The sequence below is a fragment of the Caballeronia arvi genome, from assembly GCF_001544695.2.
Classification (GTDB): domain Bacteria; phylum Pseudomonadota; class Gammaproteobacteria; order Burkholderiales; family Burkholderiaceae; genus Caballeronia; species Caballeronia arvi.
The window spans coordinates 58519-72129 of the sequence record NZ_FCOM02000043.1; the positions used below are offsets into that span (position 1 = coordinate 58519).

Annotated in this window: 12 protein-coding genes and 1 tRNA gene; 3 read left to right on the forward strand and 10 right to left on the reverse strand. The window is 64.7% G+C overall.

Annotation, left to right across the window (positions count from 1 at the left end; all coding sequences use genetic code 11):
* Window positions 1–77: 77 nt before the first annotated feature.
* Together zapE and AWB74_RS31955 are read left to right on the forward strand one after the other, a co-directional pair.
* Entirely contained in the window at window positions 78–1175 is a 1098-nt protein-coding gene (gene zapE, locus AWB74_RS31950; protein ID WP_061150613.1) for a cell division protein ZapE, read from the forward strand.
* A gap of 143 nt (window positions 1176–1318) precedes the next feature.
* Window positions 1319–1711 carry a transposase gene (locus AWB74_RS31955; RefSeq protein ID WP_061150614.1) on the forward strand — a complete coding sequence of 131 codons (393 nt, stop codon included), beginning with the start codon at window positions 1319–1321 and terminating at the stop codon, window positions 1709–1711.
* Window positions 1712–1800: 89 nt separating this feature from the next.
* On the opposite strand, the gene AWB74_RS31960 is transcribed toward AWB74_RS31955, so the two are convergent.
* The 9 genes from AWB74_RS31960 to AWB74_RS32000 all read right to left on the reverse strand — a co-directional run bounded on the left by AWB74_RS31960 (window position 1801) and on the right by AWB74_RS32000 (window position 12528).
* The gene (locus tag AWB74_RS31960; protein WP_061150615.1) at window positions 1801–2259 is read right to left on the reverse strand and encodes a DUF2147 domain-containing protein; all 459 of its coding nucleotides are present in this window, start codon (window positions 2257–2259) and stop codon (window positions 1801–1803) included.
* Window positions 2260–2329: 70 nt separating this feature from the next.
* Window positions 2330–3109 carry a 5'/3'-nucleotidase SurE gene (surE, locus tag AWB74_RS31965; protein ID WP_061150616.1) on the reverse strand — a complete coding sequence of 260 codons (780 nt, stop codon included), beginning with the start codon at window positions 3107–3109 and terminating at the stop codon, window positions 2330–2332.
* Between the two features lie 86 nt (window positions 3110–3195).
* The gene (locus tag AWB74_RS31970; protein ID WP_061125438.1) at window positions 3196–3438 is read right to left on the reverse strand and encodes a hypothetical protein; all 243 of its coding nucleotides are present in this window, start codon (window positions 3436–3438) and stop codon (window positions 3196–3198) included.
* Between the two features lie 193 nt (window positions 3439–3631).
* Window positions 3632–4501, reverse strand: a complete 870-nt coding sequence (locus AWB74_RS31975) for a DUF1571 domain-containing protein (protein ID WP_061150625.1) — start codon at window positions 4499–4501, stop codon at window positions 3632–3634.
* Window positions 4502–4548: 47 nt separating this feature from the next.
* A complete protein-coding gene (locus AWB74_RS31980) occupies window positions 4549–6270 on the reverse strand; it encodes an AMP-binding protein (protein WP_061150617.1) in 1722 nt (573 codons plus the stop codon).
* Between the two features lie 43 nt (window positions 6271–6313).
* Complete coding sequence (locus AWB74_RS31985) at window positions 6314–7621, reverse strand: acetyl-CoA C-acetyltransferase (RefSeq protein WP_061150618.1); 1308 nt, start codon at window positions 7619–7621, stop codon at window positions 6314–6316.
* Window positions 7618–8520 carry a MaoC family dehydratase gene (locus tag AWB74_RS31990; RefSeq protein WP_061150626.1) on the reverse strand — a complete coding sequence of 301 codons (903 nt, stop codon included), beginning with the start codon at window positions 8518–8520 and terminating at the stop codon, window positions 7618–7620. The genes AWB74_RS31985 and AWB74_RS31990 overlap by 4 nt, the downstream gene beginning before the upstream one ends.
* Before the next feature lie 25 nt (window positions 8521–8545).
* Window positions 8546–9982 carry a 3-oxoacyl-ACP reductase gene (locus AWB74_RS31995; protein WP_061150619.1) on the reverse strand — a complete coding sequence of 479 codons (1437 nt, stop codon included), beginning with the start codon at window positions 9980–9982 and terminating at the stop codon, window positions 8546–8548.
* 53 nt (window positions 9983–10035) lie between these two features.
* Complete coding sequence (locus AWB74_RS32000) at window positions 10036–12528, reverse strand: acyl-CoA dehydrogenase (RefSeq protein WP_061150620.1); 2493 nt, start codon at window positions 12526–12528, stop codon at window positions 10036–10038.
* Window positions 12529–12911: 383 nt separating this feature from the next.
* On the opposite strand from AWB74_RS32000, the gene AWB74_RS32005 reads away from it, so the two are divergent.
* Window positions 12912–13343, forward strand: a complete 432-nt coding sequence (locus tag AWB74_RS32005) for a hypothetical protein (RefSeq protein WP_061150627.1) — start codon at window positions 12912–12914, stop codon at window positions 13341–13343.
* A 181-nt stretch (window positions 13344–13524) separates the two neighbouring features.
* Here the strand turns inward: AWB74_RS32005 and AWB74_RS32010 are convergent.
* Window positions 13525–13611, reverse strand: a tRNA-Leu gene (locus tag AWB74_RS32010).

Genomic DNA, 13611 nt, shown 5'->3' on the forward strand with positions numbered 1-13611 from the left:
CTCGGCTTCGAGTTAAAGCATCGCAACGAAGGCGAGCGGATCACACCGCTCGCCTTCGTCACTTCGAACGGCAGAAGATGAACGTCACCGAATACTACGAAAACGAGCTGCGCACGCGGGGTTATCAGTCGGACGAGGCGCAGCTCGCGGCGGTCGCGCGCCTGCAGCGCTGCTACGAGGAATGGGTCGCGTACAAGTCGCGCCGTTCGAACGCGCTCAAGAAGTTTCTCGTGCGTCCGGAGCTGCCGCGCGGTGTCTACATGTGGGGCGGCGTCGGGCGCGGCAAGAGCTTCCTGATGGACAGCTTCTATGCGATCGTGCCCGTGCAGCGCAAGACGCGCCTGCATTTCCACGAGTTCATGCGCGAAGTGCATCGCGAGCTGGAAGAGCTGAAAGGTCAGGCCGATCCGCTCGATGAACTCGCCAAGCGTATCGCCAAACGCTTCCGGCTGATCTGCTTCGACGAGTTCCACGTCTCCGATATCGCCGATGCGATGATTCTGTATCGCCTGCTCGACCGGCTGTTCAAGAACGGCGTGCAGTTCGTGATGACGTCCAATTACCAGCCCGACACGTTGTATCCGGAAGGGCTGCATCGCGACCGATTGCTGCCGGCAATCGAACTCATCAAGCAGCATCTCGATGTGCTCAACGTCGATGCCGGCACCGATTACCGCAAGCGCACGCTGTCGCAAGTGAAGGCGTATCACACGCCGCTCGGCGCGTCGGCCAACGAAGCCTTGCGCGCGGATTTCGCGAAGCTCGCGGCCGTGCCCGACGAAAGCCCGATCTTGCATATCGAAAAGCGCGAGATCAAGGCGTTGCGCAAGGCCGACGGCGTCGTATGGTTCGATTTCGCCACGCTATGCGGCGGCCCGCGCTCGCAAAACGACTACCTCGAACTGGCGAACCGCTTTCACGCGGTGATTCTGTCGGACGTGCCGCAGATGACGCCGCGCATGGCGTCCGAAGCGCGCCGCTTCACGTGGCTCATCGACGTGTTCTACGACCACAAGGTGAAGCTCCTGATGTCGGCGGCCGTGCCCGCGGAAGAGCTGTACGTCGAAGGCCCGATGGCCAACGAGTTTGCACGCACTGTTTCGCGTATCGTCGAAATGCAGTCGAAGGAATATCTGGAGGCGCCGCGACGCGTTACGGATGTTTCGCTGACCTAATACGAGAATCAAAAATATGCCGTTAGCCAAACGGCATAAGCCTTTTAGGGGAATTTAGAGATTCGGACCACTCTTATTTGCTGGCTTTGGGGTACTCGGTATCGTCGATACCAGTTATCAGTCAGCAAATTGGAGAAATTACCGTGAAGCCCTACCGCGACATGTCCGATGAAGAATGGCAGATGGTCGCACCGCTGCTTCCCGAACTGCGTCCGCGTTCTGAATTGCGAGGCCGTCCGCTCGCCAACACCCGCGCCGTGCTGAACGGTGTGCTCTGGGTGATGTACAGCGGCGCATCGTGGTCCACGCTGCCGCGCAAATATCCGTCGTATCAGACGTGTCATCGGCGTTTCAAGGCGTGGCACGAGTCGGGCGTGTTGCTGCGGGTCATGACGCAGTTGTTCGGGCCGGCTGGCGAGTCGCTCTATGCGTTGATGACCTCGCGCATGCGCGTGCCGGCGGAACTGCAACTCGAAAACGTGGAAGTAGCCGCAAGCATTGAAACCGAAGAGACGCGTCAGCGTCGCGCCGCATAATCTCGTAGAAGCCGAGACGAGATGAACAAAGCCGGTCGAAGACATGGATCTTCGACCGGCTTTGTCGTTTCTGAAACCGCTCCTGAATCCTATTGCTCGCGCACCCAGGTCTGCGAGCGCCCCAGCAGCGACACGCCGATATACCCGCGCACGACGAGCTTCTGCCCGCCGTCCTCGAGCGTCATCTTGCACTTGTAGAGCCTGCCGCTCTCCGGATCGAGAATCTGGCCGCCTTGCCACGTATCGCCGTCGCGGCGCATACCGCTGATGATCGTCATGTTCCTGAGCAACTGATCCTTGCGCTCGCCGGTGCAAGCCGTGCAGCGCCGATCCGGCTGATCCAGCCTGCCGATGCCGCGCACGATCTTGCCCGACAACTCACCGCTGCCGTTGTCGGTGATTTCGATGATCGCTTTCGGCTGGCCGGAGGCATCGTCGATGGTTTGCCAGGTGCCCGCGGGCGTCGCTTGCGCGAAGGCGCTCGCCGACGCGATCGCCAGCAGCGCGCCGATCGCCAGGCGCTGGCCGATGAAACCGGTCATCTGCATCTCCTTGTTATTCGATTGGACGTGCGAAAGCTTACGGGAAAGGGCCCGCATTCGACCGAGAGGAAAGCTTCTAGCGCAGACCTGCTTCGAGCGTGGCGAAGGTGCGCTCGTCGGTGCGATCGAAATGCAGCGGCGTGACCGACACGCGGCCGGACGCAACCACCGCCGTTTCGCTATCGGGCGAATCCGGGCGCGGGCCGCGCTGAAAGCGCAGCCAGTGATAGTCGATGCCGCGCGGATCGACCAGCGGCAGGACATCGATGCCTTCCACGAGTCCCACGCCTTGCCGCGTCACGGTGAGCGGACCGGCGGCGGACGCGTCGCAATCGGGGAAATTGACGTTCAGGCAAGTGGGTGCGTCGTGGGAAATCGACAGCAACTGGCGGATCACGCCTGGCGCCAGCGTGCGTGCGGTATCCCAGCGCACGCTTTCGCGGTCGATGAAGGCCTGGCTGAGCGCGATCGACGGCAAGCCGAGCAGCAGGCCTGTCATCGCAGCGCCGACGGTGCCGGAGAACATCGTCTCCACGCCGAGATTCGCGCCGCGGTTGATGCCCGACAGCACGAGCGTGGGCGGCGCGTCCTTCATGATGTGGCGTGCGGCCATCACGACGCAGTCGCCGGGTGTGCCTTGCACGCCGTAGCGCCGCTCGCCCTGACGCGATACGCGCAGCGGCGAATGCAGGCTGATGGAATGCGACGTGCCGCTTTGATCGTGCTCGGGGGCGATCACCCAGACTTCATGCGCGAGTTCGGCAGCGACCGCTTCGAGCACGGCGAGACCGGGCGCATCGATGCCGTCGTCGTTGGTGATGAGCACGCGCTGCACGATGGGTGAGAGGGCGGACATCGCGAATCACTCCTTGGTCGATGATTGAAAAGATCGACCAATTATTACAGAGTTCGCGTGGCGCTATCCGGATCGGATGTGAACGCTTACTTCACGCCCAGGCCGCGCAACAGTGCGTTGCCATCCGCGGTGAGACGCACTTTCGGCGTGCCGGCTTCCTGCGACACGATCTCGACATACCCGTATTCCTTCAGCGACGCGACGTCGGGTGTGGCCGCCATCACGTCGATGGGTGCGTGCATCAGCAGAAGCAGGGTGGCGATTTCGTGGTGGCTCAAGAGCTTTTTGATGGCTCGCACGGGAGCAGAAGCCGGACGGCGGAAGTTCATGAACGAAGTCCTCAGGTTTACATGACGATGCGCGGCGCGGCGGGCGTCGTGCCCCTGCGCTGACCTTGATGTCGATGGAGTGCGGGCAGGTTATCGGCCGACTCTTAGGCGAAACTTAAAACGCGCGGCGCAGCGTGCGGCGAGTTGTTACATGAGGTGTCACGTACTCAGCAGGCGTTTCACTGCGAGTCGATCAGAAGCGATAGTCGGGGTTCTTCGGGTCGAAAGTCAGGTCGTCGAAAGACTTGATCTCGATGCGCTCGAACACGACGCTTTCGAAGATATTGCCGTCGTTGTCGTACGACTCCAGCGTGCGGAACACGGGCCGTTCGAGGTCGAGCCCGAGCACTTCCTTTTTCGCGTAGAACCCGGACTGGCCATCGGGCGTTTCGTAGGTGAGCGCGACCACGCGCAGCCCGTCGATCGTTTTAACTTCGATATTCGTCGGTTTCGTGATGCCGGCTTCGGCGAACTTGTGCCCCTCGTCGATGAAGCGCTGTGTGATCGAGACGATGCCGAGTTCGCGGATCGAATGATTCGACTGCGCGCGGGCGAGCGGGCCGTTCACGGAGGTCCACATCGGCACGATGCTCAGGAAGCCGCCGAGATGACCGTAGAGTTCGTCAGGGCGCACGGAATCGTCGTAGATGATTTCCTGGCCCGCGTGCGCGCCATCGGGCAGCCACTTCGCGTAGATGCGCAACGGCTCGTGCGTGACGCGCACGAGCATGTGATCGGCGCGCTTCGGCCATTTGCCCTTGATGCGCTCGCGCCGGCGCATCGTGAACTCGCAGGAAGCGAAATCGCGCAAGCCTTCCTTCAGGTAGCGCGGCAGCGTGCGCGCATCGAGCGAGCGGAAGAGGGCGACGAGCTGCGCATCGTCGAGTTGCGCGAGCGCGCCGCTCGTAGCGGCCTGCGAGAGCCATTGCGCCTGCTGCTCGACGCCGAGTTCGCCGACGCGCGCCGGCTCCTGCGGGGGCTGCGCAATCGCTGACGCATGCGTGAACAGCAAACAGAGCCACAACAGGCCCGCACAGGCGAGCCGCAATCGCGCACGCGGCATGAGCGTCTCCGAACGTCGATTCTTATTGCGTACCGGCTTTGCGCAGCTCATTGGCGCAGTTCACGTCTGAGCACCTTGCCGATCGTCGTGAGCGGCAGCGCGTCGCGAAACTCGACGTAGGCCGGCACCTTGTAGCCGGTCAGGTGTAAACGGGCGAACTTCAGCAGTTCTTCCGCCGTCAGCGTGTCATCCCGCCGCACGACGAACGCCTTCACGCGCTCGCCGGTGACGGCATCGGGCACGCCGACGGCCGCCACCGCGCGCACCTTCGGATGCGCGGCGAGCACGTCTTCGATTTCGTTCGGATACACGTTGAAGCCCGACACGATCATCATGTCCTTCTTGCGGTCGATGAGCCGGATGATGCCGCGCGCATCCATCACGCCGATGTCGCCGGTCGCGAGCCAGCCATTCGCGTCGATGACGTTCGCCGTGTCTTCGGGACGGTTCCAGTAGCCCTTCATCACTTGCGGGCCCTGCACGCAGAGTTCGCCCGGTTCGTCGACGTTCGCCCAGGCGCCGTCTTCGCGGCGCATGCGCACGAGCGTCGATGGCACCGGCACGCCGATGGTGCCGTCGAACGCGCTTTCGCCATGCGCATCGAGCGGCGTCGCGGCGACGAGCGGCGAACATTCGGTGAGCCCGTAGCCTTCGACCAGCGTGCGGCCCGTCAGCGCCCTGAAGCGTTCGGCCACGACGCGCTGCGTCGCCATGCCGCCCGCCATCGCGAGCTTGAGCGCGGAGAAGTCGCGCTGGCGGAAGGCGTCGTTGTCCATGAGCGCGCTGTAGAGCGTGTTGAGCGCGGTGATCGCCGTGAAGTTTTCGTGACGCAGCGCGCGCACGAGCGCACGGATGTCGCGCGGATTGACGATCAGCACGTTGCGCGCGCCGATCGCGAGAAAAGCGAGCGCGTTCACGGTGAGCGAATAGATGTGATACAGCGGCAACGGCGTGACGATGATCTCTTCACCATCGACGAGCTGCCCGCCCGCCCATTCGAGCGCCTGCAACAGATTCGCGATGACGTTCCGATGCGTGAGCATCGCGCCCTTCGCGACGCCGGTCGTGCCGCCGGTGTACTGAATGAACGCGATATCGCCGTGGCCGATTCTCACCGGCTCGGATTTCTGCCGCGCGCCGCGCGCGAGCGCTTGCGGCAGACGCACCGCATCGGGCAGCGCGTAGGCGGGTATCTGTTTCTTCACATGACGCAGGATCAGATCGATCACGCGGCCTTTCACGTTGAGCCCGTTGCCGAGCAGATCGCCGAGCCCGGTCACGACGATGTTGCGCACGCGCGAGCCCGGCCGCGCGTCCTGCACGGTCTTCGCGAAGTTCTCGAACACAACGACGGTCTGCGCGCCGCTGTCCTTCAGTTGATGACTGAGCTCGCGCACGGTGTAAAGCGGATTCACGTTGACGACGATCGCGCCCGCGATCAGCGTGCCGAAGAGCGTGACGGGATAGACGAGCGTATTGGGCATCATCAGCGCGACGCGGTCGCCGGGCTTCACGCCGACGCTCTGAAGATACGATGCGAACGCATGCGCCTTCCGGCCGAGCGTCGCGAAGGTCAGCTCGGAGCCGAGACTCACGAACGCGACGCGATCGGCGAAGCGTCCGACGCACTCGTCGAAGAAATGCGCGAGCGATCGATAGCGCGACGGGTCGATCTCGCGCGCGATATCGGGCGGATACGACGCGTACCAGATGCCGTCCGTCGCGTGCGGCTTCGAAACCCCGCCCGGCGCTGCCTCTCCCGGTCTCATGTGGTGTCTCCGTGGCTTATTTTTTTTCGCCAAGGCTTCCTGCTTACCGCTCCAGTATCGCGACGACGCCCTGGCCGCCCGCCGCGCAAATCGAGATCAGTCCGCGCAGCGGCTTGCCGTCGCTGCGTTCGGGCGCTTGCGCGAGCATCTTCGCCAGCGTGCCGACGATGCGCCCGCCCGTCGCCGCGAACGGATGGCCCGTCGCGAGCGAGCCGCCGTTCACGTTCAGCCGCGCGCGATCGACGAAGCCGAGCGGCGCGTCGAGGCCGAGCGCGGTGCGGCAGTATTCGTCGTCTTCCCATGCAGCGAGCGTACACAGCACTTGCGCCGCGAACGCTTCGTGAATCTCGTAGAAATCGAAGTCCTGCAACGCGAGGCCGGCGCGCGCGAGCATCGACGGCACCGCGTAGGCGGGCGCCATCAGCAGGCCTTCGCGCTTGTCGAAGAAATCGACGGCCGCGGTCGCGGAAAATGTGAGGAACGCCTGCACCGGCAGGCCGCGCCCGGCGGCCCATTCTTCCGACGCGAGCAGCACGGCCGACGCGCCATCGGTGAGTGGCGTCGAGTTGCCCGCGGTGAGCGTGCCCGCGTCGCGATCGAAGACGGGTGTCAGCGCCGAAAGCTGGTCGAGCGAGACATCGGGGCGAAGATTGTTGTCGCGCGCGAGCGCTTTGTACGGCGTCATCAGATCGTTGAAGAAGCCGCGCCCGTACGCCGCCGCGAGCTTGCGATGACTCTCCTGCGCGAGCGCGTCCTGCGCCTCGCGCGAGACCTTCCAGCGTTTGGCCATCAGCTCGCAGTGCTCGCCCATCGAAAGGCCCGTGCGCGGCTCCGCGTTGCGCGGCAGGAGCGGCCGGAAGAACATGCCGGGCCGCAGCTTCGCGAAGGCGCCCAGGCGCTGTCCCGCCGAACGTCCGCGATTCGCTTCGAGCAGAATCTTGCGCATGCGCTCGTTCACGGCGATGGGCGCATCCGATGCCGTATCGACACCGCCCGCGATGCCCACGTCGATCTGCCCGAGCGCGATCTTGTTCGCGACGAGAATCGTCGTTTCGAGGCCGGTGCCGCAGGCCTGCTGCACGTCGTAGGCGGGCGTTTCTTTTGCGAGCGTGGTCGAGAGCGCGGCTTCGCGCGTCAGATTGAAGTCGCGCGAATGCTTGACGACCGCGCCCGCCGCCACTTCGCCGAGACGCAGGCCGTGCAGGTCGAAGCGATCGACGAGCCCTTGCAGCGTGAAGCTCAGCATGTCCTGATTCGACGCGCTCGCGTACGCCGTGTTCGAGCGCGCGAACGGAATGCGGTTGCTGCCGATGACAGCTACTCGCCGAACCTCGCGACGCACGTCGCTCATGGCAGCTCCCATTCGAAATGACCGCGCAGATGCGGCCGGTCGCCCGCGAGATCGCGCACTTCGAAAGCGCGCGCGGTAGGCGAGGGCGCGGCGGTCCACAGCGTCGCATCGCCGGGAATATAGAGCGGCAATTTGAAATCGCCGTGCGCGCGCCCGGATGCGAGTGCCTTGACCGGATGTAATGCGGCGAGCGTGCGCGCGAGCGTCCACATGCCGTGCGCGATCGCGCGCGAAAAGCCGAACGCCTTCGCGCTCAGCATGTACAGATGGATCGGATTGAAATCGCCCGATGCCTTCGCGTAGTCGCGTCCGAGTTGCGGCGGAAGCTGCCAGCGCGCTTCGCGCGCGAGAAGCGGCGCGTGCGCAGAGGCGTCGGCCGGTTCCGTCGAAACCGCTGCGCTTTCGCTGCGCGCGCCGCGTTTCAGATAGACGCTGTCGCCGTCCCACACCGCCTCGCCGCGCCGATAGATACGCGTATGCAGCGTGAACGCCTGGCCCTTCTGATGCGGCATCAGCGGCCCGCATTCCACTTCGATGCGCAGGTTCTGGCCCGCCGTGAGCGGACGCCGCATCCGCACGGTGTTGGAAAGATGCACGACGCCGAGCGCGGACCACGGAAACGATGGGTCCGTGAGCATCATCAGATGCAGCGGAAACGCGAGCACGTGCGGAAACGTAAGCGGCACGCCGTGCTCCGGAATGAATCCGCACACGCGCGCATAGCGGCCGACCTGCTCGGCATCGAGCCTGACATCGGGACGCACGAGCCGGATCGCGGGCAGCTCCGATGCGCGCGCGCGCCTGAACAGCGCAGGCAGCGCGCGGCCGTAGAGCTTCGCGGGCGGCGGCAAGGTATCGATGACGACGGTGCGGGCGCGTTGCATCGTGGGAGCGTGCATCGGCATTGTTCTCCTTATGTCCTCTTTACGCTCCGATCAGGCTTTGCCCGCACACGCGCACGACATTGCCGGTGATGCCCGCGCTGCCCGGGCTCGCGAGCCACGCGACGGTTTCGGCGACATCGACGGGCAGGCCGCCTTGCCCCATCGAATTGAGTCGTCTGCCGGCCTCGCGCACGCCGAAGGGCATGCGCGCGGTCATGTGCGTTTCGATGAAGCCGGGCGCGACCGCGTTGATCGTGACGCCGCGCTCGCGTAGCAATGGCGCCAGCGCGCGCACGCGGCCGATCACGCCGGCCTTCGAGGTCGCGTAGTTGGTCTGTCCGCGATTGCCCGCAATGCCGCCGATCGACGATATCGCGACGATGCGCCCGTCATCGCGCAGAACGTTCTGCCCGAGCAGGACTTCGTCGATGCGTTCCTGCGCGAGCAGATTGATGTCGATCACGCTGTCCCACATCTCGTCGGTCATGCGGGCGATGGTCTTGTCGCGCGTGATGCCCGCGTTGTGCACGACGATGTCGATGCCGCCCGACGCGACGAGCGCCGCGGCGATCGCGGCGGGCGCTTCCGGCGCGGCGATATCCGCGACGAGCGCCGCATGCGCGCCGCCCGAAGGCGACGCGTCTTCGATCGAGAGCATGGTCTGATCGAGCGCATCGCGGGCGGTGTCGACGTCGAGCCCGGTGACGATCGCGCCGTGCTCCGCCAGCGTCGCCGCAATCGCCGCGCCGATGCCGCGCGCCGCGCCCGTCACGAGCGCGCGTTTGCCGGCGAGCGGCTTCGTCCAGCTTTGCGGGTCGGCGGAAGGCCCGTCGATCGTGACGACTTGCCCCGACACATACGCCGAGCGCGGCGACAGAAAGAAGCGCAGCGCGGATTCGAAACTCGCGTCATCGGCGACGCGCAGCAGATTCGACGTGATGCCGTTGCGCGCTTCCTTGCCGAGCGAGCGGACCATGCCTTCGAGCGCGTGCTGCGCGGTGGCGGCCGCGACGTTCGCAACGCTCGCGCAAGACGCGCCCGGATGTCCGAGCACGACGATGCGCCCGTTCATCGCGAGCGAGCGCAGCGCGTCGTGAAAGAACGCGTAGAGCGCATGCAACTGGCTGCTTTGCGTAATGCCGGTCGCATCGAAGATCAGCGCTTCGACGCGGTCGTTGGCGAGCGAATCGCGCGCGCGCGGCTCGAAGCGGCCGCTCATCGCGCCGTGGCGCGCGGCGACGGGCAGCCAGCCCGATGCGCTTTCGTGCGCGACGCTCGTCATGCCGATGGCGGACAGCACGGCCATCAGGTCATCGAAGCGCGCCGGCGACGGTCCCGCGCCAATGGCCGCGATGCCGCCGAATTCGGCGCGATCCGCGCGATGGCGGCGCAAAGTTTCGGGACGCGGCAGGCCGAGCGAGCGCGCGATGCTCGTGCCGAAGGGCGAATTGACGAAGTCGAGATAGCGGTCTTTCATCGATTGGCAATCGGTCGTCGGGCGCGCATGGCGTTGTCTCGGGCCTCGTTGCTTCAGGCGATGGCTTCGGGCGATGGCCGCTCGAGCGCCGCGCTGCGCTTTTGCAATGCTTCGAGGATACCGAAGTCTGCGGAAAAATCATCGACTTTCACGGCTTCGCGCGCATGCGCGGCCCATTCGGTCAGGAGCGCCCGCTCATTTTCATCGATGAGACCGCGCCCGGCGGCGCTCTGTGCCCACGCGTCGATGTCTTGGGGGCTTTGCGGCAGCGGATCGGTCTGGCCCGCTTTGACGGCGCTGCGCAGACGCGCCTCCAGTGCCGCGACGGCGGGCGTGAGCGCGAGCAGCTTTTCGCCGCGCGCGATTGGATCGGTTTCGATTGCCGAAACGTGCGAGCCCGCGAGGAGGCGCTCGCGCGCATTACCGGGCGTTTGCATCAGCATCGCGATATCGTTGCCGAGCGCGTCGGCGCTGGGTGCATGCGGCAGTCCGAACGGGAACGCGACGGCGCGCAGGAAAGCCGCCGCCGCGCGGTTCGGATAGTTCGCGAGCAGGCCATCGAACGCGGCGCGCGCCTGATACAGCGTGTCCTCGGCGCCCCAGCGCACGAGCGGCAGATCGCTTTCAGGACGGCCGTCGTCCTCGAAGCGCTTCAACGTCGCCGAGAGCAGATACAACTGCGAGAGGATATCGCCGAGGCGCGCCGAGAGCCGTTCGCGCCGCTTCAGTTCGCCGCCGAGCGTGAGCATCGTGACATCGGCGAACAGGGCGAACGCGCTCGACAGACGCGTGGCGGCGCGGTAGTAAGGCGCAAGGCGCGCATCGGCGTGCGCGGGTTTGCGCATGAGCGCGCCGCCGCCGCACGCGTACACGAAACAGCGCATCGCGTTCGATGCCAGAAAGCCTGCGTGGCCGAAGAACGCGGCGTCGAAGGCGCGCAGATCGTCGTCGCGCGTCGCAGCCATTTCCTTCAGCACGTACGGATGACAGCGAATCGCGCCCTGTCCGAAGATGATGAGGCAGCGCGTCAGGATGTTCGCGCCTTCGACGGTGATCGAGATCGGCATCTGCTGATACGCGCGCGCCAGAAAGTTCGACGGCCCCATGCAGATCGCCTTGCCCGCGACGACGTCCATGCCGTCGTTGATCACCTTGCGCGCGCGTTCCGTGATGTGATACTTCGCGATCGCCGATATCACCGATGGCTTCTCGCCCAGATCGACGGCCTGCGCGGACAGCCGCCGCGCCGCGTCCATCACGTACAGGTTGCCGCCCATGCGCCCGAGCGCTTCCTGGATGCCCTCGAAGCGCCCGATCGACGTGCGGAACTGGCGGCGCGCGGCGGCATACGCGCCCGTGCCGCGCACGGCGAGCTTCGCCATGCCGACGTTCGATGAAGGCAGCGAGATCGCGCGCCCGGCGGCGAGGCATTCCATCAGCATGCGCCAGCCGTTGCCAACTTGTGCGCGTCCGCCGATGACCCAGTCCATCGGGATGAATACGTCCTTTCCCCAGTTCGGTCCATTCTGGAACACCGCGTTGAGCGGCCAATGCCTTCGTCCGATATGCACGCCGGGATGGCCGGTCGGGATGAGCGCGCAGGTGATGCCGGGTGCGTCGGCGTCGCCGAGCAGATGATCGGGGTCGAGCGCGCGGAAGGCGAGGCCGAGCACGGTCGCGATCGGACCGAGCGTGATATAGCGCTTCTCCCACGTGACGCGAAAGCCCAGCGTCTCGCGGCCTTCGTGCTCGCCGCGGCACACGATGCCGACATCGGGAATCGCGGCGGCATCCGATCCGGCGTACGGGCTCGTCAGCGCGAAGCAGGGAATGTCGTCGCCGCGCGCGAGCCGCGGCAGATAGTGGTCCTTCTGTTCCTCGGTGCCGTAATGCAGCAGCAGTTCGGCGGGACCGAGCGAATTCGGCACCATCACCGAAACGGCCGCCGCCGACGAGTGCGTCGCGAGCTTCATGATGACCTGCGAATGCGCATACGCGGAGAACGCCTTTCCGCCGTATCGCTTCGGGATGATCATGCCGAGAAAGCCGTGTTCCTTGATGTAGGCCCACGCTTCTGGCGACAGGTCTTGCCAGATCGCGGTCGTGTCCCAGTCGTTGGAGAGCTCGCACAGGCGCGCGCATTCATCGTCGATGAAGGTCTGTTCTTCTTGCGTCAACGTCGGTGCGCCGTGCGCGAGCAGCCAGTCCCAATGCGGACGGCCGGAGAAGAGATCCGCGTCCCACCAGACGGTGCCGGCTTCGATGGCGTCACGCTCCGTCGACGACATCTGCGGCAGCATCGTGCGGAACGCGACGAACACGCGCCGGCTGATGAGCGCGCGGCGCAGCGGCGTGACGGCGAGCACCAGAGCCGGCAGCACGAAGACGATCGCGAGCAGCGTGACGCCGACCGCGCCCGTCACCCCGATGAGCGGCCCCACGGCCACCCAGATTGCGAGCGCCGCGAACCACGCCGCGGCGGGCGCTTGCAGAAACGTCAGCACGCTGCCGAGCAGCAGGAAAGCGACGGCGTAGAGAGCAGACATCACGGATCTCCGAGGTTATCCGCGTTCAAGCACGCATCATGCCACGGAGTTTCTTCGGACGACGTCTTTGCGAGCGGATGCTCGGCGCTGACGACGAAATTAGAGGCGTTACTCGGAAGCGGCCCGGATTAGGACGGATCTACTTTGGTGCCCAATATTCGGGAGTTATCCTTATGGCTTGACTTCTGAACGATATTCATTAGCGATTAGTTCGAGTTACTAAACAAGCTAAATCGAGAATGATTTTGACGCCCCGCGTTCGCGGGGCATCGAAGGGTGCTGCGGAACGTCTTTGCCGGATCGGCCGCAGCGAGTCACAACACCGGGGCTTCTTGTTGTGACCACCTGCCACGTGCGTGGTGGCCAAGGGAGCATATTTCAGCGTGGACAAGAACGATCAATTAGTCAGGCTAAATATCGGCGCGGCACCGGATGAGATCAACATTCTGGATTGGGTCTTCATGACGGGAGACTTGCTCTACCTGCTGGTCTGTTCCAGCGGGGAAGTGCGTTACCTGCACGTTCCGCTGGATATGGAGATGTTGAGGAGCGTCCGTGAATCGACGGTGCGGAAGGAGAACGGCGGCCTGTACAGAGACATCAGAGGTGAACCGACCTTGCTCGCCACCTATCTGGCGCTGTTCTTTCTGGACCGGGACGTATCTGTTCCGGCGATTAGACGCGAACTCGGCCTGTCCGACATGACGATGAACTGGTTGCTCGACGTCCGGCAATACGCGGACGGCGTAATCGAGCGCAGCGAGCTTCTGAAGTTGATTCGTCTGCTGACGTTCGAGGGTGATGGGCAGATCTAGCCCTGGCGGAAGATATGGCGGCGCTGAACCGGCTGACCCGCTTCGTGCGCGGGCGTCCGTTCGTCTCGTACGTCTCTCCCGCCGACTGGAAAAGCGAACGCAGAAAACAAAAACCCCACGACGATGCGTGGGGTTTTTGCATGCGATGCGCTCAAGCGAGCGTCTCACGAAAGAGGGACCTTGGTGCCCAGGAGAGGACTCGAACCTCCACGGTGTTGCCACCGCTAGGACCTGAACCTAGTGCGTCTACCAATTCCGCCACCTGGGC

Coding starts and splice junctions, on each gene's coding strand:
- AWB74_RS31975 (WP_061150625.1), bottom strand. CDS start 4,501: ATGCCGCGTGCGCGATTGCGGCTCGCCTGTGCGGGCCTGTTGTGGCTC.
- surE (WP_061150616.1), bottom strand. CDS start 3,109: ATGTCCGCCCTCTCACCCATCGTGCAGCGCGTGCTCATCACCAACGAC.
- zapE (WP_061150613.1), top strand. CDS start 78: ATGAACGTCACCGAATACTACGAAAACGAGCTGCGCACGCGGGGTTAT.
- AWB74_RS32000 (WP_061150620.1), bottom strand. CDS start 12,528: ATGTCTGCTCTCTACGCCGTCGCTTTCCTGCTGCTCGGCAGCGTGCTG.
- AWB74_RS31970 (WP_061125438.1), bottom strand. CDS start 3,438: ATGAACTTCCGCCGTCCGGCTTCTGCTCCCGTGCGAGCCATCAAAAAG.
- AWB74_RS31990 (WP_061150626.1), bottom strand. CDS start 8,520: ATGCACGCTCCCACGATGCAACGCGCCCGCACCGTCGTCATCGATACC.
- AWB74_RS31985 (WP_061150618.1), bottom strand. CDS start 7,621: ATGAGCGACGTGCGTCGCGAGGTTCGGCGAGTAGCTGTCATCGGCAGC.
- AWB74_RS31960 (WP_061150615.1), bottom strand. CDS start 2,259: ATGCAGATGACCGGTTTCATCGGCCAGCGCCTGGCGATCGGCGCGCTG.
- AWB74_RS31995 (WP_061150619.1), bottom strand. CDS start 9,982: ATGAAAGACCGCTATCTCGACTTCGTCAATTCGCCCTTCGGCACGAGC.
- AWB74_RS31980 (WP_061150617.1), bottom strand. CDS start 6,270: ATGAGACCGGGAGAGGCAGCGCCGGGCGGGGTTTCGAAGCCGCACGCG.